Annotated in this window: 22 protein-coding genes and 1 pseudogene; 11 read left to right on the top strand and 12 right to left on the bottom strand. The window is 59.6% G+C overall.

Annotated elements, in window-relative coordinates:
• Window positions 1–18 precede the first annotated feature (18 nt).
• From RTCIAT899_RS24985 to RTCIAT899_RS24965, 5 genes are read left to right on the top strand one after another with little or no spacing between them, the layout of a single operon-like run.
• Window positions 19–1,554 (top strand): sugar ABC transporter ATP-binding protein, encoded by a 1,536-nt coding sequence (locus tag RTCIAT899_RS24985; protein WP_041678374.1) that lies wholly within the window; start codon window positions 19–21, stop codon window positions 1,552–1,554.
• A 10-nt stretch (window positions 1,555–1,564) separates the two neighbouring features.
• Window positions 1,565–2,569: an ABC transporter permease gene (locus RTCIAT899_RS24980; protein ID WP_015342603.1), complete on the top strand. Its 1,005-nt coding sequence runs from the start codon at window positions 1,565–1,567 to the stop codon at window positions 2,567–2,569.
• A complete protein-coding gene (locus tag RTCIAT899_RS24975; RefSeq protein WP_015342602.1) occupies window positions 2,566–3,582 on the top strand; it encodes an ABC transporter permease in 1,017 nt (338 codons plus the stop codon). The genes RTCIAT899_RS24980 and RTCIAT899_RS24975 overlap by 4 nt, the downstream gene beginning before the upstream one ends.
• Complete coding sequence (gene rhaM, locus RTCIAT899_RS24970) at window positions 3,579–3,905, top strand: L-rhamnose mutarotase (RefSeq protein ID WP_015342601.1); 327 nt, start codon at window positions 3,579–3,581, stop codon at window positions 3,903–3,905. Before RTCIAT899_RS24975 ends, rhaM begins: the two co-directional genes overlap by 4 nt.
• Window positions 3,902–5,287, top strand: a complete 1,386-nt coding sequence (locus RTCIAT899_RS24965) for an FGGY-family carbohydrate kinase (protein ID WP_015342600.1) — start codon at window positions 3,902–3,904, stop codon at window positions 5,285–5,287. The genes rhaM and RTCIAT899_RS24965 overlap by 4 nt, the downstream gene beginning before the upstream one ends.
• On the opposite strand, the gene RTCIAT899_RS24960 is transcribed toward RTCIAT899_RS24965, so the two are convergent.
• Window positions 5,284–6,108 carry an aminoglycoside phosphotransferase family protein gene (locus RTCIAT899_RS24960; protein WP_015342599.1) on the bottom strand — a complete coding sequence of 275 codons (825 nt, stop codon included), beginning with the start codon at window positions 6,106–6,108 and terminating at the stop codon, window positions 5,284–5,286. The genes RTCIAT899_RS24965 and RTCIAT899_RS24960 overlap by 4 nt on opposite strands.
• Window positions 6,109–6,507: 399 nt before the next feature.
• Between RTCIAT899_RS24960 and RTCIAT899_RS24955 the strand changes: the two genes are divergently transcribed.
• The gene (locus RTCIAT899_RS24955; protein ID WP_015342598.1) at window positions 6,508–7,614 is read left to right on the top strand and encodes a branched-chain amino acid ABC transporter substrate-binding protein; all 1,107 of its coding nucleotides are present in this window, start codon (window positions 6,508–6,510) and stop codon (window positions 7,612–7,614) included.
• A gap of 79 nt (window positions 7,615–7,693) precedes the next feature.
• Here the strand turns inward: RTCIAT899_RS24955 and RTCIAT899_RS24950 are convergent, their stop codons facing one another.
• The 4 genes from RTCIAT899_RS24950 to RTCIAT899_RS24935 form a co-directional block, all read right to left on the bottom strand.
• The gene (locus RTCIAT899_RS24950) at window positions 7,694–8,518 is read right to left on the bottom strand and encodes a sugar phosphate isomerase/epimerase family protein (RefSeq protein WP_015342597.1); all 825 of its coding nucleotides are present in this window, start codon (window positions 8,516–8,518) and stop codon (window positions 7,694–7,696) included.
• Between the two features lie 29 nt (window positions 8,519–8,547).
• Complete coding sequence (locus RTCIAT899_RS24945) at window positions 8,548–9,723, bottom strand: dihydrodipicolinate synthase family protein (protein WP_015342596.1); 1,176 nt, start codon at window positions 9,721–9,723, stop codon at window positions 8,548–8,550.
• Between the two features lie 12 nt (window positions 9,724–9,735).
• The gene (locus tag RTCIAT899_RS24940; protein ID WP_015342595.1) at window positions 9,736–10,893 is read right to left on the bottom strand and encodes a Gfo/Idh/MocA family protein; all 1,158 of its coding nucleotides are present in this window, start codon (window positions 10,891–10,893) and stop codon (window positions 9,736–9,738) included.
• Window positions 10,894–11,022: 129 nt separating this feature from the next.
• Window positions 11,023–11,730 (bottom strand): TetR/AcrR family transcriptional regulator, encoded by a 708-nt coding sequence (locus RTCIAT899_RS24935; RefSeq protein ID WP_041678373.1) that lies wholly within the window; start codon window positions 11,728–11,730, stop codon window positions 11,023–11,025.
• Between the two features lie 289 nt (window positions 11,731–12,019).
• Between RTCIAT899_RS24935 and RTCIAT899_RS24930 the strand changes: the two genes are divergently transcribed.
• Complete coding sequence (locus RTCIAT899_RS24930) at window positions 12,020–13,231, top strand: TIGR03862 family flavoprotein (RefSeq protein ID WP_041678161.1); 1,212 nt, start codon at window positions 12,020–12,022, stop codon at window positions 13,229–13,231.
• A 21-nt stretch (window positions 13,232–13,252) separates the two neighbouring features.
• On the opposite strand, the gene RTCIAT899_RS24925 is transcribed toward RTCIAT899_RS24930, so the two are convergent.
• A complete protein-coding gene (locus tag RTCIAT899_RS24925; protein ID WP_041678372.1) occupies window positions 13,253–14,206 on the bottom strand; it encodes an NAD-dependent epimerase/dehydratase family protein in 954 nt (317 codons plus the stop codon).
• 185 nt (window positions 14,207–14,391) lie between these two features.
• Window positions 14,392–14,598, bottom strand: a pseudogene (locus RTCIAT899_RS32655) (VOC family protein); the annotation flags it as partial.
• 255 nt (window positions 14,599–14,853) lie between these two features.
• On the opposite strand from RTCIAT899_RS32655, the gene RTCIAT899_RS24915 reads away from it, so the two are divergent.
• Complete coding sequence (locus RTCIAT899_RS24915; protein WP_051043335.1) at window positions 14,854–15,900, top strand: isopenicillin N synthase family dioxygenase; 1,047 nt, start codon at window positions 14,854–14,856, stop codon at window positions 15,898–15,900.
• Window positions 15,901–15,961: 61 nt separating this feature from the next.
• Here RTCIAT899_RS24915 and RTCIAT899_RS24910 read toward each other — a convergent pair whose 3' ends face one another.
• Complete coding sequence (locus tag RTCIAT899_RS24910) at window positions 15,962–16,282, bottom strand: 2Fe-2S iron-sulfur cluster-binding protein (RefSeq protein WP_015342589.1); 321 nt, start codon at window positions 16,280–16,282, stop codon at window positions 15,962–15,964.
• Between the two features lie 29 nt (window positions 16,283–16,311).
• On the bottom strand, window positions 16,312–17,544 hold the full coding sequence (locus RTCIAT899_RS24905; protein ID WP_015342588.1) for a cytochrome P450: 1,233 nt from the start codon (window positions 17,542–17,544) through the stop codon (window positions 16,312–16,314).
• 123 nt (window positions 17,545–17,667) lie between these two features.
• On the opposite strand from RTCIAT899_RS24905, the gene RTCIAT899_RS24900 reads away from it, so the two are divergent.
• Both RTCIAT899_RS24900 and RTCIAT899_RS24895 read left to right on the top strand, forming a co-directional pair.
• A complete protein-coding gene (locus RTCIAT899_RS24900) occupies window positions 17,668–18,549 on the top strand; it encodes a helix-turn-helix domain-containing protein (protein WP_135488109.1) in 882 nt (293 codons plus the stop codon).
• A gap of 148 nt (window positions 18,550–18,697) precedes the next feature.
• Window positions 18,698–19,624: a cation diffusion facilitator family transporter gene (locus tag RTCIAT899_RS24895; RefSeq protein WP_015342586.1), complete on the top strand. Its 927-nt coding sequence runs from the start codon at window positions 18,698–18,700 to the stop codon at window positions 19,622–19,624.
• A gap of 104 nt (window positions 19,625–19,728) precedes the next feature.
• On the opposite strand, the gene RTCIAT899_RS24890 is transcribed toward RTCIAT899_RS24895, so the two are convergent.
• The 3 genes from RTCIAT899_RS24890 to greA all read right to left on the bottom strand — a co-directional run bounded on the left by RTCIAT899_RS24890 (window position 19,729) and on the right by greA (window position 22,412).
• Complete coding sequence (locus tag RTCIAT899_RS24890) at window positions 19,729–20,931, bottom strand: acyltransferase family protein (RefSeq protein WP_135488108.1); 1,203 nt, start codon at window positions 20,929–20,931, stop codon at window positions 19,729–19,731.
• An 80-nt stretch (window positions 20,932–21,011) separates the two neighbouring features.
• Complete coding sequence (locus RTCIAT899_RS24885) at window positions 21,012–21,833, bottom strand: class I SAM-dependent methyltransferase (RefSeq protein ID WP_041678370.1); 822 nt, start codon at window positions 21,831–21,833, stop codon at window positions 21,012–21,014.
• A gap of 96 nt (window positions 21,834–21,929) precedes the next feature.
• Window positions 21,930–22,412 (bottom strand): transcription elongation factor GreA, encoded by a 483-nt coding sequence (gene greA, locus RTCIAT899_RS24880; protein WP_041678159.1) that lies wholly within the window; start codon window positions 22,410–22,412, stop codon window positions 21,930–21,932.
• 235 nt (window positions 22,413–22,647) lie between these two features.
• Between greA and RTCIAT899_RS24875 the strand changes: the two genes are divergently transcribed.
• Window positions 22,648–23,274, top strand: coding sequence for a LysE family translocator (locus RTCIAT899_RS24875; protein WP_015342582.1), 627 nt, complete (start codon window positions 22,648–22,650; stop codon window positions 23,272–23,274).
• Window positions 23,275–23,741 lie beyond the last annotated feature (467 nt).

The following is a 23,741-nucleotide window of genomic DNA, read 5'->3' as shown; positions in this document are numbered from 1 at the left end:
CGATCCGGTACATTGCTGATGACCACAGTTCTTCAACGCTCCATCGCGGACGCACCAGCCGCGGACAATCAGGCCATTCTGGAAATGCGCGGCATTTCCCAGATCTTTCCCGGCGTCAAGGCGCTGGATGGCGTCAGCATTTCGCTTCATCCCGGCAAGGTCACTGCCCTTATCGGTGAGAACGGCGCGGGAAAATCGACCCTCGTCAAGATCTTGACCGGCATCTACCGTCCCAACGAGGGCGAAATCCTTGTCGACGGCAAGCCGACGGCTTTCGCCAATGCGCAGGCGGCCATCGATGCCGGCGTGACGGCCATCCATCAGGAAACGGTGCTCTTTGACGAGCTGACGGTCGCCGAAAACATCTTCCTCGGCCATGCGCCGCGCACATCCTGGCGTACCATCGACTGGAAGACGATGAACAGCCGCTCGAGGGAACTTCTGCAATCGCTGGAAAGCGCCATCGATCCGACAACCCGACTAAAAGACCTCTCCATTGCGCAGCGCCATCTCGTGGCAATCGCACGCGCCCTGTCGATCGAGGCCCGCGTCGTCATCATGGACGAGCCCACCGCCGCCCTTTCGCGCAAGGAGATCGACGATCTCTTCCGCATCGTCGAGGGATTGAAGGCAAAGGGCAAGGCGATCCTCTTCATCAGCCACAAGTTCGATGAAGTCTATGAAATCGCTGATAATTTCGTCGTTTTCCGCGACGGTCGCGACGTCGGCCACGGCGAGCTGAAGGCGACGCCACAGGATGAAATCGTCCGCATGATGGTCGGACGCGATGTCGGCAACGCTTTTCCCAAGGTTGCGGTAGCGCTCGGGGAAACGGTTCTAGAAGTCGACAAATATTGTCACCGCACGGAATTCCGCGATATCTCCTTCAAGCTGAGGCGCGGCGAGATCCTTGGCATTTATGGCCTGATCGGCGCCGGACGCTCGGAGCTCTGCCAATCGCTCTTCGGCATCACCAAGCCGCTCTCAGGTCGCCTGACGCTCGATGGTCAGGAAATCCAGGTGCGGTCGCCGCAGGACGCCATCGGTGCGGGCATCGTCTACGTGCCGGAAGAGCGTGGCCGCCACGGCTTGGCGCTGCCGATGCCGATCTATCAGAACATGTCGCTGCCGTCGCTCGGACGCACCTCGCGCAAGGGTTTCCTGAAGGCGGCCAACGAATTCGCTCTTGCCCGCAAATATGCCGAACGGCTCGATCTGCGCGCAGCCGCCCTTTCCGTGCCTGTCGGCACTTTGTCCGGCGGCAATCAGCAGAAAGTGGTCATCGGCAAGTGGCTCGCGACGCAGCCGAAAATCATCATTCTCGACGAGCCCACCAAAGGGATCGATATCGGTTCGAAGGCCGCCGTCCATGGGTTCATCAGCGAGCTGGCGGCCGAGGGCCTGAGCATCATCATGATCTCTTCCGAACTGCCGGAGATCATCGGCATGGCGGATCGCGTACTCGTTATGAAAGAGGGTCTGTCGGCTGGTCTTTTTGACCGCGAGGAGCTGACACCGGAAACACTCGTCCGTGCCGCCACGGGAAATGCATAAGGAGAGGCGGATGCCACGTATCCTCAAAAGACGAGAGACACTGCTCTTCATCATCATCGTCGTGATGATCGCCGGCTTTGCCACGCGTGCGGCCGGCTTTGCAGAGCCCGCCAATCTCGCCAATATCTTCAACGATACCTCGATCCTCATCATCCTGGCGCTTGCCCAGATGACGGTCATTCTGACGAAGTCGATCGATCTGTCTGTCGCCGCCAACCTGGCGCTGACTGGCATGGCGGTCGCGATGCTGAACGCGGCCTATCCCGATATTCCGCTGATCGCGCTAGTCATAACGGCGATCCTGATGGGCGCGGTTCTCGGCGCCATCAATGGCTATCTCGTCTGGGCGCTCGAAATCCCGCCGATTGTCGTCACGCTCGGCACACTCACGATCTATCGCGGCATGGCCTTCGTTCTGTCGGGCGGCGCCTGGGTCAATGCGCACCAGTTCACGCCGATTTTCCTGAACGTGCCGCGCACGCCGATTCTCGGCCTGCCGGTGCTTGCCTGGATCGGCATCGTGATCGTGCTGATGATGTTTCTGGTGCTGCGCTACACCCAGTTCGGCCGCTCGGCCTATGCGAGCGGCGGCAATCCGGTCGCGGCCGTCTATGCCGGCATCGATGTCGGCTGGACGCGGTTTCTTGCCTTCGTTCTCTCAGGCGCCCTTGCCGGCCTCAGCGGCTATCTCTGGGTCTCGCGCTATGCCGTTGCCTATGTCGATATTGCCAACGGTTTCGAGCTCGACAGCGTGGCGGCCTGCGTCATCGGCGGCATTTCGATCGCCGGCGGTGTCGGTTCTGTCGCCGGCGCGGTGCTCGGCGCTCTCTTCCTTGGCGTCATCAAGAATGCCCTGCCTGTTATCGGCATCTCGCCGTTCACCCAGATGGCGATCTCCGGCACCGTCATCATCCTTGCCGTCGTCTTCAACGCCCGGCGCGAACGCAACCGCGGCCGCATCATCCTGCGCGATCAGGCCGCAAAGGACACCGCCAGCCAGGGAGCACACGCATGAGCAACGGTTCGCAAGCGGCAACCGCGGAAAAGCGCGTCATTCCGGATCGCCTCGGCACGCCCTTCAAGCGCATCTTGTCGAGCTGGGAAACGCTGCTCTTCGGAGTAGCGGTCGCGATCTTCATCTTTAATTCGCTGGCCTCGCCCTATTTCCTGGATCCCTTCAACCTCTCGGACGCGACCTTCAACTTCACCGAAAAGGCGATGATCGCCTTTGCCATGGCGCTGCTCATCATCGCTGGCGAAATCGACCTTTCGGTCGCAGCCATTATTGCGCTCGCCTCGACCGCGATGGGCGCCGCCGCACAACTGGGCGTCGATACCCCCGGCCTCGTCGCGATCGGTATCGGCGTCGGCCTCGTCTGCGGCATCTTCAACGGCTTCTTGGTTTCGGTACTGAAGCTGCCGTCGATCGTCGTTACCATTGGCACGATGAGCCTGTTTCGCGGTATTTCCTATATCGTTCTCGGCGACCAGGCCTATGGCAACTATCCGGATAGTTTCGCCTATTTTGGCCAGGGCTATGTCGTCTGGGTCTTTTCTTTCGAATTCGTGCTCTTCATCGCGCTGGCGATCGCCTTCGCAATCCTGCTGCATGCGACGAATTTCGGTCGTCAGGTCTACACCATCGGCAACAATGATTTCGCCGCACGCTTCTCCGGCATTCCGGTCGAACGGGTCAAATTCATCCTGTTTCTCCTGACCGGCATCATGAGCGGTATCGCCGCCATCTGCCTCACCTCGCGCCTTGGCTCGACGCGTCCGTCGATCGCACTCGGCTGGGAATTGGAGGTGGTCACCATGGTCGTGCTCGGCGGCGTGTCGATCCTCGGCGGCTCCGGCACGATCGGCGGTGTCGTCATCGCCGCCTTCGTCATGGGCTTGGTCACCTTCGGCCTCGGCCTGCTCAACGTACCGGGCATCGTCATGTCGATCTTCATCGGTCTCCTCCTCATCATCACCATCGCGCTGCCGATCGTTGCCAAGCGCATCAAGGCCATGAGCTCCAAATGACTGTTGCTCTCGAACGCCACGCCTTCAAGATGACGCTCAATCCAGGCATGGAAGCAGAATACCGGAAGCGGCATGATGAAATCTGGCCCGAGCTGGTAGGTCTGCTGCATCAGGCCGGCGTCAGCGATTATTCCATCCATCTCGACCAGGAGACGAACACACTCTTCGGCGTGTTGACGCGGCCGAAGGATCACACCATGGCGAGCCTGCCAGACCATCCCGTCATGAAGAAATGGTGGGCGCACATGGCCGATATCATGGCGACCAATCCCGACAATTCGCCCGTCCAGAGCGATCTGGTCACGGTTTTTCATCTGCCATGAGCAACGAGACAGTCTACCGCCGCATCGCCGTGATCGACATCGGCAAGACCAACGCCAAGGTGGTGGTGGTCGATGCCGGGACAGGTACCGAGATCGCCGCCGTCAGGACCGCAAACAGCGTCCTGAAGTCGGGCCCTTATCTGCATTACGATATTGACGGGTTATGGGATTTCATCATCTCGGCACTGAAGGGCTTTGTCCGCGTGCCAGGCTTCGATGCCATATCGATCACGACGCATGGCGCATGTGTGGCGATGCTAGCGGACGATGGCAACCTCGCCATGCCCGTCCTCGATTACGAGCATGGCTATCCGCAAGCCATTCAGAACGCCTACAGCCAAGTGCGCCCCAAGTTTGTTGAGACGTTTTCACCCGGATTGTCGGTTGGCCTCAATGTCGGCGCCCAAATCCACTATCTAAAAAGCACCTTTCCGGCCGATTTCGCCCGTACCGCAACAATCCTGACCTATCCGCAATATTGGGCGTTTCGCCTGACCGGCGTTGCCGCCAACGAGGTGACGTCGCTCGGTTGCCACACCGATCTCTGGAACCCGACGACGCAAAGCTATTCGTCTCTCGTCGACACGCTTGGCATTCGCGGGTTGATGGCGCCGGTCCGTTCGGCTTTCGACGCGCTTGGGCCGGTCCTGCCGGCACTCGCTGCGGCTCTGGGTCTTACGAAACCGGTGCCGGTCTATTGCGGTATTCACGATTCCAACGCTTCGCTTCTGCCGCATCTGGTCGAGAACGAAGCCCCCTTTGCCGTCGTCTCGACGGGAACCTGGGTCATCAGTTTCGGCGTTGGCGGCGATCTTGATCATCTTGATGCGAAGCGCGATGCGCTCGCCAATGTCGATGCCTATGGCCGCGCCGTGCCGTCAGCCCGCTTCATGGGCGGCCGCGAATTCGAGATTCTGGCTGCCGAAATCGGTCCCGCATCATCCGATGCGGTCGAAGCCGCTATCGAGGCGGTAATCGAGAAGGGCCTCATGTTGCTGCCCAACGCCGTTGAAGGATCGGGTCCCTTTCCCGGCCGGAGGCGCCGCTGGATCGCGGATCATGCCGCGAGCAATGCCGAACGCCTTGCCGCCGTCAGCCTCTATCTCGCGCTGATGACGGAAGCCTGTCTTGGTCTGATCGGCGCTAAAGGACAGATCTTCGTCGAGGGTCCCTTTGCGCTCAATCGCGCCTACCTCATCGCGCTCTCTGCCTTGACGAGCACCGATGTCATCGCACTAGCGGGTTCGACGGGCACCAGCCAGGGTGCCGCCTTGCTGGCGGGGATAAGACCCATCGGTGTCGCGGACAGCCCGCCCATTCGCGCCGAGCTGCGGGGGTTGGCGCGCTATCGGCAGTTCTGGCGCGAGGCCATGATCTCCTAGTCTTCGGTTCTGGCGAGCTCTGCCGCCGCGATTTCGGCTACGCGCAGCGCTGATTCGACGTGCTCGTCCTCGCCATCTTCGATCAGCCAGCTTGCTGAAAGGCCGGCCCAGGCAACGATCCATCGCAACAGGTGTCCGCGCTCCATTCCCGCCACCTCGGCAACGACCGTCACTTGCCGGGCAAGACGGCCGGGAGATGTGGCGATGGCATTATCGGGATTGCAGAAGAGGTTAGCGTAATCAAAACCGCGTTCGCCTAAGAGCCCCTTCGGATCGATCGCAAGCCAGCCTCGCTCTGCGAAATCCAGAATATTGCCGTGATGAATGTCGCCATGCAGAGGCACGACGTCCTGCGGCTCCGATAGCAGCATGCGGGCCGTGACCGCAGACCGCACGAAAGGGCCACCCTCGCAATGGGCCATCGCTTCGAGCGAACGAAACCGGTGGACAAGCGGAATCAATTGCGGCAAGGCGCCCCCGCGAGAGGCATGAAGCCCAGCGACGGCCCTGCAGATGATACGGCTTGCCTCGTCGTCCTCGCCATTCCTTGCCATTTCGGCAAGTGAGCGGCTGCCTGTCGCCCGTTCGAGCAGGATAGCATCGTCCTGATGTTCGAGAACGCGCGCGGCACCAATGCCATTCCACCAGACCATGAGCTCGGCACCCGATTTCTCCTCCGGCGCATCCGCGATCTTCAGCATCGCTGGCTCGCCGTCACGGCGCACGGGAAAAAGCCGGCTGGAATGGGTGACGATCGGATCGCCATCCGGGATCAGGCACCAGAGGTCGAAATAGATCTTTGAACCGTCATTCTCATTCACGCGACATAAATCTCCTCGGCATAGGCCACGCCATGACAGGCGTCGCTAGCTATGTGGGTCAGCGGCATCGAAACTTCCACTTTTAGATCCACGTCGCCTTACCGCCATATCGTCTGGGTCTTGGCCGCAGACGCACAACAACCATCCCTCGACAAAAAATCAAAAAGAACGTCAAAATTGTCTTGGCGACGGTTATTTTCTTGCGGAATCGTCCCAATATTCCTACACAAAATACCCTTATGAGCGCGTTCGAGATCAAAAAATGTCCGAAAGCGTCCATCGGCTTCGATATCAGCTCTGTCTTCTCCAAAAGAACGCCTTACGGCAGTTTGCGCGTCGAGACAGGCGATTGCGAGCGGGTTCAAAGGGCGCTGCCGCGCCCATCCAAGGAGAGCTAACATGAGTCTGAAGACATTGACGGCCGCGACCTTCGTCGCTTCGCTGGCCTTCGCACCTCTCGCACATGCGGACATCACTATCGGCCTCATTGCGCCGCTGACCGGCCCGGTCGCAGCCTATGGCGACCAGGTCAAGAACGGCGCGCAGACCGCTATCGAAGAAATCAACAAGAACGGCGGCGTTCTCGGCCAGAAGCTCGTTCTGAAGCTCGGCGATGATGCCGGCGATCCGAAGCAGGGCGTATCCGTCGCCAACAGCTTCGTCGGCGACAGCATCCGCTTCGTCGTCGGCCCGGTGACCTCGGGCGTCGCTATTCCGGTTTCCGACGCGCTTGCCGAAAATGGCATCCTGATGGTCACGCCGACGGCAACAGCTCCGGGCCTAACCAATCGCGGCCTGACGAACGTCTTCCGCACCTGCGGCCGCGATGACCAGCAGGCCGTCGTTGCCGGCGAATACGTGGTGAAGAACTTCAAGGACAAGAAGATCGCGATCCTCAACGACAAGGGCGCCTACGGCAAGGGCCTGGCCGATGCCTTCAAGGCCGCCATCAATAAGGGCGATATCACCGAGGTCTTGAACGACTCCCTGACCCCGGGTGAAAAGGACTACAGCTCCCTGACGGCGAAGCTGAAGCAGGCTGGCGTCGAAGTCATCTATTTCGGCGGTTATCATCCGGAAGCAGGCCTTCTGGCCCGCCAGCTGCACGACATCTCCGTCAAGGCGCAGATCATCGGCGGCGACGGCCTGTCCAACACCGAATATTGGGCGATCGCCAACGATTCCGCGGCCGGCACACTCTTCACAAATGCGTCTGACGCGCTGAAGAACCCGGATTCGCAGAGCGCCGTCGCCGCCCTCAAGGCCCGCAACATCCCGGCCGAAGCCTTCACGCTGAATGCCTATGCTGCCGTGCAGGTACTGAAGGCCGGCATCGAAAAGGCCGGCAAGGCGGATGACGCCGAAGCCGTCGGCGCTGCGCTGAAGAAGGGCGAGCCAATCGACACCGTCATCGGCAAGGTCACCTACGGCGAAACCGGCGACCTGACCTCGCAGAGCTTCTCGCTCTACAAGTGGGAAGGCGGCAAGATCGTTTCGGCCGAATAAGTCGTCACGTTATCGCTTTGGAATGGAACCGGGCCACTTGCTGGCCCGGTTTTTTGTTGTCGATCCTGGGTACTGCCACTCAACAAACGGTGCGGAAGCGTTCGATGCAGGTGGAGAGAACCTCCTCACCCGGCCGCTTCCACCAATTATTCTGAGAGAATATTTCCACCTCCTGCAGGCCGAAAAAGCCGGCCATCTCGATCTCGGCGCGGATGCGCTTCAAGTCGATGACGCCATCGCCCATCATGCCGCGGTCGAGCAGCAGGTCCGTGGTCGGCACCAGCCAGTCGCAGATGTGATGCGCCAGAATACGGCCGCCGGCGCCGGCACGCGCGATCTGCTGATAAAGCTTCGGGTCCCACCAGACATGGTAGACATCGATCGCGACACCGATGCCTTCGCCCAGAAGATCGCAGATGTCGAGCGCCTGTTCGAGCGTGTTCACGCAGGCACGGTCGGCCGCATACATCGGATGCAGCGGCTCGATCGCGAGCGGAATGCCGGAGCTGCGCGCGTGCGGCAGGATCGCGGCGATACCATCGGCCACCATCTCGCGGGCGTGAACGATATCCTTCGATCCCTCTGGTACGCCTCCGACGACGAGAACCAGGCAATCGGCATCCAGCGCCGCCGCTTCGTCGATCGCCCGCTTGTTGTCGTCGATTGCAGCCGCTCTGCCCTCGGCGCTCGCGGCAGGAAACATGCCGCCACGGCAAAGCCCGGTGACTTTCAGCCTGTTATCGGCAACGATGCGGGCGGCTTCGGAAAGGCCGATCCTATGCACCTGATCTCGCCAGGGAGCGATCGCGACGATATCCTGCTTCAGACAAGCTTCCACAGCCTGGCGCATATCATATTGCCGGCGCACCGTCGCCAGGTTGATGGACAGACCCTCTATGGCCATCGTGATCTCCTCCCCCGGTCCCTTTTCCGCTATTCAATGCCGACGGTGGCAAGGATCGTCTTCATGCGATAGGTCGCCAAATCCGGGTCGCGCAGTACGCGCGCCGCATCCGCCAAACGGAAAAGCTCCGAAAGATGCTGGATCGATCGGGCGCTTTGCTGGCCGCCGAGCATCTGGAAATGGTCCTGGAAGCCGTTAAGATAAGCAAGGAAGACGACGCCCGTCTTGTAGAAGCGCGTCGGCGCTTTGAATATATGGCGCGATAGCGGGACGGTCGGCGCCAAGATCCCGTGGAAGGCGTCGAGGTCGTTCTGAGCAAGCTTTGCGAGAGCCGCACTTGCGGCCGGCGCGACGGCATCGAAGATACCAAGCAAGGCATGCGAATAGCCCTGGTCGTCGCCCGCGATCAGTTCGGCATAGTTGAAATCGTCGCCGGTATACATCTTGACCGACGGATCGAGCCGCCGGCGCATGACGATTTCCTTCTCTGCCGACAGCAGCGAAATCTTCACGCCATCCACCTTGGCCGCATTCTGGTTGATGATCGCGGTCGCGGTTTCCATGGCCCTCATGTCATCGGCGGAGCCCCAATAGCCCGCCAACGCCGGATCGAACATCGAGCCGAGCCAGTGAATGATGACAGGCTCTTTGACCTGACCGAGAATGCGGTCGTAGACACGGATATAATCATCCGGGCTCTTGGCGGCGGCGGCAAGCGCCCGGCTCGCCATCAGGATGACACGGCCGCCCTGCCCTTCCACATAGGCTACCTGTTCCTCATAGGCGCGAATGACGTCATCGATCGTGACATCGGCGCCAGGCTGCAGATGATCGGTACCGGCGCCATAGGCGATCACCGCATCCGACCGGCCACGGGCGGCCGACTGTGCATGTGCAATCAGCTCTTTTGCGCCGCTCCAGTCGAGCCCCATGCCGCGCTGGGCGGTATCCATCGCCTCCGCCACGCCAAGGCCGAGGCCCCAGAGATATTCGCGGAAGGCAATCGTGCGCTCCCAGTCGATATTGCGGTCAAGCCAGGGATCGTTATCGGCAAGCGCATCGACCACGACGTGCGCGGCAGCATAGACGACGCGATTGAAATGATGACCGCCCGCCGGTCTCACAGGCGCGATCAACGGCTCATTGACGGGCGTGAAGGCGGCAATAGTGCCATCCGCCCTTGGCAAGTGAAGGCTTCTCTCCATGAGGCCAGCCTCCTAGCGGGCCGAAAGGGAGGGAACGTCGACCCAGCGACGCTCCGCCCAGCTCTTCTGTGCCAGCTCCGCCAGCTGCACGCCCTTGGCGCCCTCGCGCAGCGTGAACCTCCACGGCGCGTCCTCGGCGACATGGCAGAGAAACTGCTCCCATTGCGCCTTGAAACCATTGTCGAAAGCCTGGGTGTCCGGCACCTCTTCCCAGGTATCGAAGAAATTGATCGGCTGCGGCTGATCGGGGTTCCAGACTGGTTTCGGCGTGTTGACGCGATGCTGCGTCCAGCAGCGCATCAGCCCACAGACGGCCGATCCATGGGTGCCGTCGACCTGGAAGGTGACGAGATCGTCCCGGCGGACGCGCACTGCCCAGGAGGAGTTGATATGGGCGATGACGCCGCCTTCGAGCTCAAACGTGGCATAGGCGGCATCGTCGGCATCGGCGACATAGCTGTTGCCGTTCTCGTCGACGCGGCTCGGAATGTGCGTCGCGCCGAGGCAGCTGACGGATTTTACTTCGCCGAACAGATTGTCGAGCACATAGCGCCAATGCGGCAGCATATCGAGGATCATGCCGCCGCCGTCCTTTTTGCGGTAGTTCCAGGACGGACGCTGTGCCTTCACGCCCCAGTCGCCTTCGAAAACCCAATAGCCGAACTCGCCGCGCACGGAGAGAATCTTGCCGAAGAAGCCGCTGTCGCGCAGCATGGCGATCTTGCGCAGCCCAGGCAGGAACAGCTTGTCCTGAACAACACCGTTCTTGACGCCGCGGCGCTCGGCAGAGGCAGCAACCGAGAGCGCCTCCTCCAGCGTCTCGGAAATCGGCTTTTCGCAATAGACATGCTTTCCAGCGGCAATCGCCTTCTCCAGAAGCTCGACGCGCATCTGCGTCGAACCGGCATCGAAGAAGATCGTATTGCTGGGATCGGCAAGGGCGGCATTGAGATCCGTCGTCGTCTTCGACAGGCCGTGCTTGCGGGCGATCGCCTCGATCTTTTCGGCATTGCGGCCAACAAGCAGCGGCTCGGGCATCAGCCGGTCGCCGTTCGACAGAAGAACGCCGCCCTGTTCGCGGATCGCCAGAATGGAGCGCACGAGATGCTGGTTATAGCCCATGCGGCCGGTAATGCCGTGCATGATGATGCCGATCGGCTTCGTTGCCATGAGTTTCGTCCTCCCGTAAATAACTATATAGTTACATAACTGACACGGCGAGCCAATGCTGTCAACGGCCATCGTCAATGGCCGCAGCGGCAATCATCCATCGTTGCGGAGCTTGTTACCTTAAGGATTTCAGGGGCGCAGATAGGCGAAAATCACATCGACGATATGCTCGCCCCAGGCATCGATTTCGCTCTTGTCCGAGAGATTGCGGCGGAAGATCGTGGAAAGCGTCCAGCGGTTGGTCAGGAAGAACGAGCCGAGGGCGGCAATGCTCATATAGATTTTCACCGGATCGCAATCGCTGCGGAATACGCCTGTCGCCGCGCCGCGATCGAGCAGGCCGGAGATCTCTGACACCAGCGGCGAGTGTAGCTCGAAAATGCGTGCCGAACGCTTCAGGAAGCGGGCTTTATGCATATTTTCCGTGCTGAGGATTCCCAGGAACTCCGGGTGATCCAGAAAATATTGCCAGGTGAAGACCACCAGCTCCCGCATGCCGTCGGCGGGCGAGCGATGCGAGAGATCGAGCCGTGCCTCCGCCGAGCGAATGGCGATATAGCTGCCCTCCAAAACGGCGACGTAGAGCGCATCCTTGCCGCCGAAATAGTGATAGAGCATCCGCTTGTTGATTTTCGCCCGTTCGGCGATGGCATCGACGCGGGCACCGCCATAGCCCCGCTCTGCGAACTCCTTGGTTGCGGCCGCCAGAATAGCCTTGCTGGTACGCTCCGCATCCCTGAGACGTGGCCGCTCCGAAGTCGCGCGCGAGATGGTTTGCTTTGAATCCGCGGTATCTGCACTTTTTGCGCTGCGCTTCACGGTCTTGGCTTCTGACATCACGGCTCCCGGCGGCATTTCATAAGGCTTATGCGGCCCATCCTCACGCCGATAAGTAACCGATCATCGCATAAGTTGACAGCCCCCGGTGAATCGGAGGCAATAGTAACCATATGGTTATATCGATTTAAATGTAGGTATGGCGAAGGATACCGAGAGGAAACGTGAAATTTCGGCCGCTGCCATAACCGCCCGAATGAGGGCGAAATTGGGCCGGGACACCGCGACGATCTTGCGCTCGGATCCCATCCGGCCCTAAAGAACAATAGGCAAGCGGCACCGGGTGAACATGACCAAAAACCAAATCGCAATCATCGGCGGCGGCCCTGCCGGGTTGATGGCGGCAGAGACCTTATCGCAGCTGGGCCATCGCATCGCGATCTACGACAGCATGCCGACGGTTGCACGCAAGTTTCTGCTGGCAGGAAAATCCGGCCTCAATATCACGCATTCGGAAGACTACGGGGTCTTTGCCACCCGCTTCGGCGCTGCCTCATCCCGATTGCGTGCAGCGCTTGACGATTTCCAGCCGGATGACGTCAAAGCCTGGGCGGAAGGCCTGGGAACGGAAACCTTCGTCGGCTCTTCCGGCCGCGTCTTCCCGAAAGTCATGAAGGCATCGCCGCTGCTGCGCGCCTGGCTGGCGAGGCTGGAAGCACGCGATGTCACTATCATGACGCGGCATCGCTGGTGTGGCTTCGAGGACGGTAGTCTGATCTTCGAAACGCCAAAGGGCCGCGAGCTCGTGCGTCATGACGCCGTTCTGCTCGCGCTCGGTGGGGCAAGCTATGCTCGGCTGGGCTCGGACGCGGCATGGGTCAGCTGGCTTCGGGACGAAGGCATCGATATCGCCGCGTTTCAACCGGCCAATTGCGGTTTCGACGTCACCTGGAGCGCGACATTCAGCGAGCGCTTCGCCGGCGAACCGCTGAAAGCGGTGACGGCGACATCGCAGGCAGGGACTTTCCCTGGCGAATTCGTCATCTCGCAAACGGGGATCGAGGGCAGTCTGGTCTACGCCCATGCCGCCTCATTGCGCGATCGATTGGCAAAAACGGGCGAGGCCTCGCTCGTTGTCGATCTGTCGCCCGGACGCAACGAGGAGCGTTTGGCGCGCGATCTGGCACGACAGGATTCGAAGGCCAGTTTTTCCAATCGCCTGCGCAAGGGCACTGGTATCGAGGGCGTCAAGGCGGGTCTTCTGCGCGAGCTTGCCGAACCCGCAGTTCTCTCGCATCCCGAAACGCTTGCACGCCTGATCAAGGCCCTGCCGATTCCGCTGCTGAGGCCGAGACCCATTGCCGAGGCCATCTCGTCCGCCGGCGGCATCCGATGGGATGAACTCGACGAAAGATACATGCTGAAGAAGCTCCCCGGCATGTTCGCCGCCGGAGAAATGATCGATTGGGAAGCGCCGACCGGCGGCTATCTTCTGACGGCCTGCTTTGCGACTGGGCACGCGGCAGCCAAGGGCATGGACGCCTGGCTCAAAGACCGGTGACCGGGCTTAGAGCCGGGCCTTTCAACCGACCCGGCCGTTCTCCATAAGCCAGGCGACCGCTTCCTGAACGGCCTGCAGCGACGTATAGCGCGGCCGGTATCCGAGTAGCCGTTCGGCTTTGGCGATCGAGCAATTCGGGCTTCGGGCGACATGTTCCCAGGTCGCCTGCGCATCCTCCGCCGATTGGCTTTCCGCCCATTTTTCGTAAGGCAGAAATTCCAGCTTCGGCTCATGCCCAAACCAGCGCGACATGGCTTCGGCATAGCCTCTGAGCGTCAGCGCACCGCTTGAAACCGCGTGGAAAGCCTCTCCCGTCGAGGCCCGCCAATTGGCGATAGCGCCCATGAACATCTGCGCGACATCATCGGCATGGACATGATGAACCGTCTCCAGGCCGAAATTCGGCAGGACGAGGGTTTCACCCCGCGCCAATGTCGAAAACGCCGACGGGTTGAAATGCCCGGCGGGATTGAGAGGCTCCCAGCCCGGACCGACGATATGGCCGGGATGGATCAGGGTTGCGGGAAATCCCCTACGCCGCGCCTCCTCAAGCAGATGCGCTTCGATCGCCGCTTTCTGGATGCCATAGTCGCCGAACGGCCGCTTCGGCGCCTCTTCCGGCGTCGGGACGACGGTTGAAAATCCATGCGTCCAGATCGTGCCCGTATGCAGGAAATGGCCGACATGATCGGTGAGCGCTTCGGTCAGATGCCTCGCGCTATCGAGCGTGAAGCAGATCATGTCGATGACGATATCCGGCTTCAAGGCGCGGATGGCCGGACCGAAGCTGCCATCCTTCTCCATGGCAGCACGATCCATCGCCAGCATTTCCACTTCGCTCCATGCCTTGTTCGGCGAATAGGGCTTGGCCTGGCCGCGGCTTATCGCCACCACCTCATGCCCGGCTTCGACCAGCCGCGGCACCAGATAGGTGCCGACATGGCCCGTTGCACCGATAATCACCGTGCGCGTCATGATATCCTCCCAATGGCCGAGATCGAACGCCGGCGGGCGCAGGCGTTCAAGACGTGGTCTGGCGCTTGAGAATAGGAGAGCAAGCGGTTTTGTCATCCCCTGCGGGATGCAAAAAGGCATTCATTGCTGTCTTTGCGGCAATTTCAGGTGACGATGATGAATGGACTGGGCGACAGCGGCAGGAATCAACCGCCCATCATGACCAACTGCGGTTCGCCGATCTCCACTGCATGGCCGTCCGGATCGTAGAAACGGAAGACGCGCTGCCCCCATTCCTGCCTCTCGACGGGATGAATGAGATCGACATGCGGCGCTATCGCTTCGAATGCCGCATCGACGTCCTCATGTTCGAAATAGAGAAGGATGTTCCGCCGCCCATAGGGCTCGGATGCTTCACCGTTCGCGCCCCAGACCGTTTAACTGCGGACTCAATGACTATTCATGTAAGCCGCAGTCGCGAGAACGACGGCTGTGAAAACCATTCCAAAAGATCAGCGATCTTTGAGATTATCTTCTTTGCCTTAGTAACGAAGGGCTTCTAGCCTCGTCCCAACCCGTAAAGGCGATTTGCGTCATCACGGCTCGGGCACGGCAGGCGATGGCATTACGACCCGAGAACAAAGACGAGCTTGAAAGAGGAAACCTCATTGACCTCCCATACTGTGCCGACGGGCTCCGATACATCGCTGCCCACGCTCGATCTCCAGCGCTTCTACGCCTCGTCCTCGGAACGCCGGGCATTCGTCGCGGAGCTTCGCAAAGTGCTCTACGATCATGGTTTCTTCTATCTGACAGGCCATGGCGTCGACCCCCAACTCATTGCCGATGTCGTTGCGACGGCGAAGCGTTTCTTTGCATTGCCGCTCGAAGAAAAGCTCAAGATCGAGATGGTGAAGTCGCCGCATTTTCGCGGCTATAACCGCGCTGGACAGGAGCGTACCCGCGGCGAACAGGATTGGCGCGAACAGCTCGACATCAACACCGAAAGCGCACCCTTCGAGATCGGCCCGGATACGCCGGCATGGCGGCGCCTGCAGGGGCCGAACCAATGGCCGGAAGCTCTGCCGGAACTCAGGCCGCTGCTGCTTGCCTATCAGGCGGAGGTGACTCGCATCGGCATCGATATTCTGAAGGCGATCGCAGCGGCCCTCGGCCAGGCGGAAAACGTCTTTGCCGATATCTATGAGCCGCAGGCCTCGCAGCTTCTGAAGATCATCCGCTATCCGGGCCGCGATGTCGCCGAAACGGATCAGGGCGTCGGCGCTCACAAGGATGGCGGCTTCGTCACCGTGCTGTTGCAGGACACCGTGCCCGGCCTGAGGGTGCGCACCGAAGACGGCGTCTGGATCGATGCACCGCCGGTTCCGGGCACCTTTGTCATCAATACCGGCGAATTGCTCGAGCTTGCGACAAACGGCTTCGTGCGCGCCGATGTGCATGACGTCGTCGCACCGCCTGCCGGTGTCGAGCGCTTCTCTGTCGCCTTCTTCCTGGGCTCCCGTCCGGATGCGACCATCCCGGTCATCGAACTGCCGGAAGAGTTGAAGCGATCGGAACGCGGCATCTCGGTCGATCCCCTGAACCCGATCTTCCGTGAAGTTGGCCAGAACCAGCTGAAGAGCCGACTACGATCTCACCCGGATGTCGCCCGCGCTCACTATGCCGATCTCCTGGCATCGGAACAGTCGGTTTAAGCCGGATCCATCAAGATCGAGGTGAGGTCGCTTATCGGCCACCCCTTCTCGAAGCTCGTTCCTAGTGCTGGCTATCGGGCACGATCACCCGCATGCCGTCGACGACGCTGCTTGCGAGGATTTGACAGCTTAGGCGGCTATTCGGCATCGGCTCCATCACGAATTCGATCATCATCGCTTCCTCCTCGGAAGGCGGCGGCAGACGATCGAGATGGGGCTGTTCGATGTAGCAGTGACAGGTGCCGCAGGCCAAGGCGCCGCCGCATTGCGCCACGATGCCGTCGATGCCGCTCCTGACGGCGACGGCCATTAGCGTCTCACCCTCCTGTGCCTCGACGCGTGTTTCGCGGCCGGCGGAATCGATGAACACGATTTCACACATTGCATTCTCCATATTTTCGGCGAATCCGCTCATGCGGCGATGAGGCGAATGTCCAGGCGTTTCGGTCCGCGCACCGACAGCCCGCGCTTATAGGCGGGATTGTCGTCCAGCAGTTCGATCGAGCGAGTACGCTGCAGAAGCGTCGAGAAAATGATCTCCATATCCAGCCGGGCCAGATGATTGCCGAGACAGAAATGTGCGCCGCTGCCAAACGCCAGATGGCGATTGGGCGTGCGCCCGACGTCGAACTCGTCGGGCGACTCGAATTGTTCGGGATCGCGATTGGCCGCGCCATAGAGCAGACCGATCTTCGTACCCTTTGGCAACAGCTTGCCGGCAATCGTCCTTTCCTCGGTCAGATAGCGATGGAAGAATGGCAACGGCGACTCGAAACGAAACATTTCCTGAATGGCGGTCGACATCACCGTCGGGGTTTCGCGCAGCTTTTTCAAAGCCTCGGGATATTGCAGCAAAGCATGCATGCCGCTGCCCAGCACATCGATCGTCGAGCCGTGCCCGGCCATCAGGATTAGCATGCAAGTGGAAACGAGTTCGTCTTCGGTAAGCTCGCCGGCGACATGCGCCTCGCTCAGCCGACAGAGAAGATCGTCGCGCGGCGTGCTTATGCGCTCGACAATGAGTTCCTTGAGGAGTTCGTAAAATTCCGTCGTCGCACGCTCGGCGATTGCCTTGCGCTCATCACTGCGATCGACGTCGAAATATTGCACGACGTCTTCCGACCACTTGCGCAGTTGCCCGGCATATTCCTCCGGCACGCCCAGCACCGAACCGATAATGTGGCCTGGAACCTGCGAAGCGAGATCCTCGACGAAATCGATCGTACCTGCCTGCAGGAGACGGTCGAGCAGACGGTCGACGAAATCCTGTATCATGCCGCGCTGGCGCGCGACGAGCGCGGGCGTAAATTCACGAAAAACCTTGCGTCGCAGCCGGTCGTGGGTTTCGCCATCGGAATCCAGCAGGCTGAATTGCACGAAACGGGAATGGTTCGGCATGTCATGCCAGTTCTGCCGAACCTTCTGCTCCCGTATTTCCTCCGGTGAGAGAAAGAATTCGAGCGACCGCACGAGCGTCTTGTCGGCCGCAGCGGCAGCCACATCCTGATAGCGCGACAGCAGCCATATGTCGAACTGCTCATAGTAGACCGGACCCGGGCTGGCGCGCAGCACGCGGTAAGATGCATAGGGATCGTCCGTGAACGCCTGCGAGAGCGGATCGAATGCTGGAGTTGCCATCGCCATGATGAGGACCTCATCCAATCTGGTTCATCGGCTATAGAATACAGCGTCAAACGACGAAAGGACATGGATGCGAGCCGCAGCCATATGGATAAAACTCTCATTTCCAAATAGAGTTAAGTCGCCATGACCCACGAAGCGATTTTACCAGAAACCCTCCCTCTCGACGACGTCTTCTTTCAGACTCCGGGCAAGTTGTCCCGGGCGTTCCCTTACACGCTTCTCGCCGCCGGGCGCCGGGTTTGCACACCTGCTGAAATGCCGATCGCCCATCGCTTCAACCATCACACCCTGATCCTTACTCTCAGCGGAAAAGGCCAGCTGCAGGTCAACGAGGTTTCGAGCTCGCTGCATGAAGGGACGATCGCCTGGCTCGATTCCTCGATGCTCTATTCGCATCGCTGCGAGCCGCGCCATTCGCACTGGTCCTATCTATGGGTGGGTTTCGTCGGATATGGGCTCGATACCTTGTTCGACAGTCTCGGCGTGATCGGCAATCCGATCTTCGACACGGCCAACACCCGCGATCCGGAGGCGCTGTTCGAAGTCATCCTGCGGGAAGTGGACACGGGCAGCTTTCTTGCTGACAACAGATGCTTTGCCCTGCTGGCACAGTTGATTTCATTCCTTGTATCCGAGCGTGCCGAAAGCAGCGAACTCAGCGCCTCCGTACAACGATTGCAACGGGTCATGGAACTGGTTCGCACCGATCTGACACGCCCCTGGACAGTAGGAGACCTCGCGACCGCCGCCAATTTAAGCCAGGCGCAATTGTTCCGCCGCTTTCGCCAGAAAATGGGAACGACGCCTCTCGATTGGCTGCGCCATGAGCGTGTGAATGCCGCAAAGCCGTTGCTGGTCGTAACGGATGAGCAGATCAGCCGGATAGCCTCCCGATGCGGCTATCCCGACCCCTTTCACTTTGCCCGCGACTTCAAGAAGCTGGTCGGCGTCACTCCCAGCGAGTTCAGGCGGCAGGGCCAGAACGTGCGGCCGATAGGGATATGAGAGATCAAATACCTCTTGGTTTCTGAGCCAAGGGCTCCTCGACATAGCTAACCCGATTGGCGCGGCGCATATGACGGGCTAAGAGTGGCGGCAGCCTAAGCGGGTCTTTCCGAAACGAACGCCGCGCTCGCAGTCGAGGGATTGAAAAGTGACGACCGAACAAAGCGTTCTGCGCATTTCCATTATCGTGACGTTCGTTCTCGCCGTCGCCGGCATTGTCTTCGGCCTTCTCTCCGGCTCCTACGCAATCGTCTTCGACGGCATCTACGCACTGACGGATGCGAGCATGACGATCGTTGCGCTGGTCGTTTCCAATCTGATCGTATCTTCGGCGACAAACACAACCGCCGCCGGCAAATTCGCCAAGCATTTCACCATGGGTTTCTGGCATCTCGAGCCCATGGTGCTCGGCCTCAATGGCGTGCTGCTGACGGGAGCAGCCGTCTATGCCTTGATCAACGCCGTCGGCAGCATCATGAGCGGCGGACGGCATCTTTCTTTCGATCAGGCCATCATCTATGCCGTCCTGACCATGATCATCGCCTTCCTGATGGCCGGCTATGCCACGCGAGTGAACAAGACCATCGGATCCAACTTCATTGCACTGGATGCCAAGGCCTGGGTGATGACCGGCAGCCTCAGCGCCGCATTGCTCCTCGCCTTCATCTTCGGCTTCTTCATCCAGGAGACGAAGCTGCAATGGATGTCGCCCTATGTCGATCCGGTCGCCCTAGCCCTCGTCTGCCTCATCGTCATTCCCATGCCGATCGGTACCATCAAGCAGGCATTCGCCGATATCCTGCTCGTGACGCCTTCGGATCTGCGGGACCATGTCGACCGCGTGGCTGCAGAGATCGTTCAACGCTACGATTTCCTGTCCTACCGCTCCTATGTCGCGCGCGTCGGCCGCGGCAGGCAGATCGAGCTTTACTTCATCGTGCCGCCGGGCGGGCCCGCGAAGAAGCTGGAGGAATGGGACCATATCCGTGACGAGATCGGCGAAGCGATCGGCGGCGAAGGCCCGGACCGCTGGCTGACGATTGCATTTACGACCGATCCGGAATGGGCCGATTAAGCGCCGCCGCACCCGCCAGTCTACCGATACTACAGAGCGAAGATCGACCAAGCTGCGATGCGCAAACTGCCGAGGCAATTTGGCAAGAGCACCAGCTGAAAAGATCAGGCGCTCTCAGTATCAGCTCGCGAAAGAGGAGCGGCCGCTGTCTGCTTGCTCCGGGCAGAGCGAAGCACAAGGCCCTGGACGCGGCTCGTAAGCGGCCTCTCGACATATCTGAAAAGCGCCTTGGCAAACATGGCGGCGACAAGCGTCGCAAAAACGACGAACAGTCCGAGAGGAAGCCCTGCCCCGATCACTTTCTCCCATATCGCGCGCAGCGGCCGCAGGATGAAGGGATGGACAAGATAGAGGCTATAGGAGGCGTCGCCGAGCGCGACACCCCAAAGGACGGGCCGCCTTTGAGGCAGGATGGGACCGATCGCGGCCGCGAGGACGAACAGAGCCGCAGGCACACCGCTTCGCAGAAATTGCGGCAGGGCCGCATCGTTCCAAAGCGTCGAGACATGCACGAAGCCGAGGAGCCCGATGGCTGCCAGCCCAAGTGCCCAGCCGCCGCCGATCCTTGCTCCGCTGCGGAAAATCAGGGCGACATAGACGCCGAAGAGGAACTCCAGAATGATCGGGTTCGTCCAGAACGCTATCTGCACATGCTGGGGGTCGATCAGCCTTCCGACGAGCGCCATTCCGACCATGAGAACCGACAGCCAGAGAACGCCCAATCGTATCGGCAGCAGAAGTGCCGCGGCGAAAAAGACGTAAAACAGCATCTCGTAGTTCAGCGTCCAGCCGAGGGCGAGCACCGGCCTGATCTCATCGACGCCGCGCCCGGATGGAATGAAGAAATAGGATGCCAGGAGATGGGATAGGGAACCGATAGGAACGGCAAGAAGCGAGGGGGCTGCAAGCGCGCCAAGCAACATGACGCTCGTCAGCAGCCAATAAAGCGGGATAACACGTGCGCAGCGCCGCAGGAAGAAGCGGAGCGAGGCGCCGCTCTTGCCGAATTCCGACGCGGTCGTATGGGTCATGATGAAGCCGGAGAGGACGAAGAATATATCGACGCCGAAACCGAGATTCCATGCCGAGCCATCGACCACTGCACGTCCTGTTGCTGCCGCCAGCATGCCCGTCTCGTGCAAGGCATGGGCAACAACTACAGAAGAGGCGGCGAGCGCACGCAATATCTGAAGATTCACGAGCGTGTGGGCGGATTTGCTGGCAGCGCGGCTAGCATCCCCATCCTCAAGTATTTTTCTATAAAACCTCACCGGAAATCTCGGCAAATATCGTCTTGGATCCCGCATTTTCTATCCAAAACGATATAACAACTCGTCGCTGCCTGCATAATTGCGCAGTACTGCTTTAAATTATAGTTATTCTTCAGTTAAGCTTCACCCGCGGTCGCCAATATGACATGCGCCTGAATTTTGGCCGCAACTTCGCCGCTGCCATGTCTTGCTTCGATCGCGGCGGCTGCATAGTCGGTCGCGGCCTGCAGCTTCCCCGCCTCCCTGGCCTCGATTTCGTTGCGAAGCAGGGTTCCCTGACAATAGGCGATGGCCGGAATGCGCGGTGAGGACGCGCGGCTCTGCTCTGTCCTCGTTTCGATCACGATTTCGGAGAAACCGGCAGCCTGGAGATCGCTGCGAATTTGGCCCACATCGTGATAACCATGCGGCGTGCGCGCCAGAAAACGCGGCGGATCGTTCGGGAAAATCTGCGCCAGCGCCTTCGTCACGTCGTCGGCGAAAACATTGTCCTCGATGCGATCCCATACGTTGAACAGGAAATGTCCGCATGATTTCAGAACGCGCTTTGCCTCGCGATAGGCCGCGATGCGATCGGGGAAGAACATCGCGCCGAACTGGCAGACGACGAGATCGAAGACCGCATTTTCGAACGGCAGCGCCATGGCATCCGCTTGCCGCCAAGCGATGCGTCCGTCCGGCTGATGTCGAGAAGCGGCATAATCTAGCATCGGCTGGTTGAGGTCGGTGACGACGTAGCTTGCATCGGAGGATAGTTTCGGTGCCAGGGCGCGGGTGACAACTCCGGTGCCTGCGGCAATTTCCAAAACTGTGCGCGGCCTGAGAGATCCGGCGCGTTGTGCAATGTCTGCCGCATAAGGCTCGAAAATTAACGGCACCATATAGCGGTCGTAATTTTCCGGAATCGAGCCGGCGAATATCTTGTCTGCCTCCAACATCGCCATCACCCGCTGCGCACCTGATAGACCGCAATATTAGCATATCGCGGCAAACGCGTCATTCAGGCTCTGAAGAGGCCCCAAATACCCGAGAGGCTATTCGATCGCGGTGATTTCCAGCTCGTCATTGCCAAGGCTCATGACGTCTCCCACCCTTTTCCCCATCAGCAACCGTGCGACAGGCGACACATAGGAAATCGACCCTGCCTTAGGATCGGCTTCATCTTCGCCGACGATACGGTATGTTTGTATGCGACCATCTTCGCGGCTGAAGGTTACCTTGCTTCCGAAGGCAACGATCTCGGCTGAGCTGGACGTCGCAATGACTTCGGCGGTTCGCAGCCTTTCCGCGAAGTAGCGGGCATCACGCAAGGGGATGGCCGTCTGCCGGCGGCGTTCGTTGATGTCCTCGAGGGCACTTGCCGTTTCATAGGCTTTGCGCGCCTCCTGAAGCTGAAATTCCAGAGCCTTCAACCCCGCTTCCGTGACGAGGTTCGGATGTGGAGAAATGGGCCGGTCGGGCAGCACGGTTTCCGCCGCCGTCTCAGCGCTTTCTTCCTTCATGAACGCAGTGCTCAACTTCAAACTCCATTGCGAGCTACAACCAAATCAGCCCCGTACTATAGACCAGATGACTGTGCCGGAGGAATAGAACGACCGCTGGAAAGCCAGCGCGCCGAAAGAGGCCCGAACCCGGCATGGCTGTTGCAAGGATCTTCAGATCGATTAATCTTCAAACCAGCTAAGAATGTCGGATGCCAAGTTTCCATGTTGCCGAAAGGCTTTGCCACGGCACGCAACTTCAGAGAGATCGATGGTCAACCTTGGTGTTTTGACGACTTATATATTGGTGGTGCTGGGCCTGATGGTCATTCCCGGGCCTGCTACATTGCTCACGCTCGCCAGAGCGGTCAGCGGCGGCAAGCGCGTGGGATTGGCAACCGGCATCGGCATCGCTGCCGGCGATCTTTTCCATACGATGATGGCGACCTTCGGGTTGTCGGCCTTGCTCGCCACGTCCGCACTGGCCTTCGAGATCGTCAAATATGCCGGCGTCATCTATCTGATCTATCTGGGGTTCAAGGCTTTTGTCGAGAAAAGCGGCAGCATCGATCTTCCGACTGCGCAAGCCATCACCCCTATGCGTGCGTTTCGCCAGGGTTTCTTCACCGAGATCCTCAACCCAAAGACAGCGCTTTTCTTCCTGGCCTTCCTGCCGCAGTTCATTCATCCGGAAAGTGGGTCCGTCATCGGGCAATTCGCGTTGCTGGGAGCGATTTTCGTCATCCTCAGCATCGGCGTCACCTCGCTTCTGGCGATCGGCGCCAGCTCGATCGGTGGCTGGCTGCGCCGCAACCGCACGATCGGCCGATGGCAGGGAAAGGTCATCGGCACGATCTATATGGCATTGGGTCTGAGGCTCGCGCTGCAGCAGCAGTAACCCGCCTTTACGGCGACTACCGGAAAATCAAGCCGGCTGCCGCATGCTGGAGGATGCACCCTGCAATCCCAATGATTGTACTCACCGGACAGCTCCAGTATCTGCGTCGTGTCGCCGTCCAAAAATGCACTAACGCCAAGGTCGTATTCCGTTTGGATCCGGCACGCGGCGACAGCGTCACTTTGACAGGAAGCTCTGCCGATCCGCTCCTTCGCAGCCGCGAAAACGCTATCATCACTCCTATTACCCCGCGCGAACGGAATTACTTGTGAGCGATCAAGCCTCTGAAATTATTTCAGAAAATATCTGTGCCTTCCTAGGTAATCCAACCTGGAAAGAAGTTCAGTTTATACGAATATTATTTATTTAGAAATTTACATATTAACTGAATACTAATAAACGCCTTAACTTTCGGACCAATATTAGCTAACCATTACGCAATCGGAGGTAATGGATGTGCAAGATAT

The organism is Rhizobium tropici CIAT 899, from assembly GCF_000330885.1.
Taxonomy (GTDB): domain Bacteria; phylum Pseudomonadota; class Alphaproteobacteria; order Rhizobiales; family Rhizobiaceae; genus Rhizobium; species Rhizobium tropici.
The sequence above is the reverse complement of the archived record's forward strand: the minus strand, read 5'-3'. Positions and strand labels throughout refer to the sequence as shown.

What these genes read in the sequence shown, in the direction of transcription:
- RTCIAT899_RS24985 (WP_041678374.1), top strand. Translation starts at nt 19, where the DNA reads ATGACCACAGTTCTTCAACGCTCCATCGCGGACGCACCAGCCGCGGAC.
- RTCIAT899_RS24980 (WP_015342603.1), top strand. Translation starts at nt 1,565, where the DNA reads ATGCCACGTATCCTCAAAAGACGAGAGACACTGCTCTTCATCATCATC.
- RTCIAT899_RS24975 (WP_015342602.1), top strand. Translation starts at nt 2,566, where the DNA reads ATGAGCAACGGTTCGCAAGCGGCAACCGCGGAAAAGCGCGTCATTCCG.
- rhaM (WP_015342601.1), top strand. Translation starts at nt 3,579, where the DNA reads ATGACTGTTGCTCTCGAACGCCACGCCTTCAAGATGACGCTCAATCCA.
- RTCIAT899_RS24965 (WP_015342600.1), top strand. Translation starts at nt 3,902, where the DNA reads ATGAGCAACGAGACAGTCTACCGCCGCATCGCCGTGATCGACATCGGC.
- RTCIAT899_RS24955 (WP_015342598.1), top strand. Translation starts at nt 6,508, where the DNA reads ATGAGTCTGAAGACATTGACGGCCGCGACCTTCGTCGCTTCGCTGGCC.
- RTCIAT899_RS24950 (WP_015342597.1), bottom strand. Translation starts at nt 8,518, where the DNA reads ATGGCCATAGAGGGTCTGTCCATCAACCTGGCGACGGTGCGCCGGCAA.
- RTCIAT899_RS24945 (WP_015342596.1), bottom strand. Translation starts at nt 9,723, where the DNA reads ATGGAGAGAAGCCTTCACTTGCCAAGGGCGGATGGCACTATTGCCGCC.
- RTCIAT899_RS24940 (WP_015342595.1), bottom strand. Translation starts at nt 10,893, where the DNA reads ATGGCAACGAAGCCGATCGGCATCATCATGCACGGCATTACCGGCCGC.
- RTCIAT899_RS24935 (WP_041678373.1), bottom strand. Translation starts at nt 11,730, where the DNA reads ATGTCAGAAGCCAAGACCGTGAAGCGCAGCGCAAAAAGTGCAGATACC.
- RTCIAT899_RS24930 (WP_041678161.1), top strand. Translation starts at nt 12,020, where the DNA reads ATGACCAAAAACCAAATCGCAATCATCGGCGGCGGCCCTGCCGGGTTG.
- RTCIAT899_RS24925 (WP_041678372.1), bottom strand. Translation starts at nt 14,206, where the DNA reads ATGACGCGCACGGTGATTATCGGTGCAACGGGCCATGTCGGCACCTAT.
- RTCIAT899_RS24910 (WP_015342589.1), bottom strand. Translation starts at nt 16,282, where the DNA reads ATGTGTGAAATCGTGTTCATCGATTCCGCCGGCCGCGAAACACGCGTC.
- RTCIAT899_RS24905 (WP_015342588.1), bottom strand. Translation starts at nt 17,544, where the DNA reads ATGGCGATGGCAACTCCAGCATTCGATCCGCTCTCGCAGGCGTTCACG.
- RTCIAT899_RS24900 (WP_135488109.1), top strand. Translation starts at nt 17,668, where the DNA reads ATGACCCACGAAGCGATTTTACCAGAAACCCTCCCTCTCGACGACGTC.
- RTCIAT899_RS24890 (WP_135488108.1), bottom strand. Translation starts at nt 20,931, where the DNA reads ATGCGGGATCCAAGACGATATTTGCCGAGATTTCCGGTGAGGTTTTAT.
- RTCIAT899_RS24885 (WP_041678370.1), bottom strand. Translation starts at nt 21,833, where the DNA reads ATGTTGGAGGCAGACAAGATATTCGCCGGCTCGATTCCGGAAAATTAC.
- RTCIAT899_RS24875 (WP_015342582.1), top strand. Translation starts at nt 22,648, where the DNA reads ATGGTCAACCTTGGTGTTTTGACGACTTATATATTGGTGGTGCTGGGC.